1 protein-coding gene and 1 pseudogene are annotated in these 574 nt (G+C 48.6%); both read left to right on the top strand.

The features are described 5' to 3' along the window. A pseudogene (locus tag ACTHUR_RS16460) lies at window positions 1–364 on the top strand (SDR family NAD(P)-dependent oxidoreductase); the annotation flags it as partial. Continuing rightward, window positions 354–574 (top strand): ATP-binding cassette domain-containing protein (locus tag ACTHUR_RS16455; RefSeq protein WP_440399750.1); only part of this gene is annotated, 221 nt, incomplete at its 3' end. The pseudogene ACTHUR_RS16460 and the gene ACTHUR_RS16455, both read left to right, overlap by 11 nt.

Here is a 574-nt window from a genome sequence, read left to right as displayed (position 1 = left end):
GCACGATGTCACCCAAGCAGCGGCAAACATCATCGCCGACATCGCTTGCGACAATCACCACTACGATAATCAGACCTACACACTGACCGGTTCCCAATCATTAAGTTTTATTGAAATAGCCGCCGTCTTAACCGAAATCACCGGCAAACCGCACTGCTACCACAATGAAACTGTGGAAGAAGCCTTCGCCAGCCGCAAAGCTGAGTATCCTGACACTCCCGATTGGCAGATTGAAGCCTGGGTTTCTACCTACACTGCCATTGCCAAAGGCGAGCTTGCTACCGTTTCAGACGACCTGTCGCAGTTGTTGGGACGCGCACCGATTAGTTTTGAAGACGTAGTAAAGGCACAATATGCAAAATAATCTTGTCCCATTTATCGAGTTTCGTGGCACAGGCAAGCATTATGACGGCAAATATGCTGTGCGCGATTTGGATTTGACCATTTATCAGGGTGAATTTTTCGTGTTGGTAGGTAGCTCGGGCAGCGGCAAATCCACCACTTTACGCATGATTAACGCGCTAATTGAACCGACCGATGGCAACGTTTATCTGCACGGGAAACGGATTAAAGA

Source organism: Neisseria sp. P0021.S007 (genome assembly GCF_051956855.1).
This window is presented reverse-complemented; position numbering and strand designations above follow the sequence as displayed.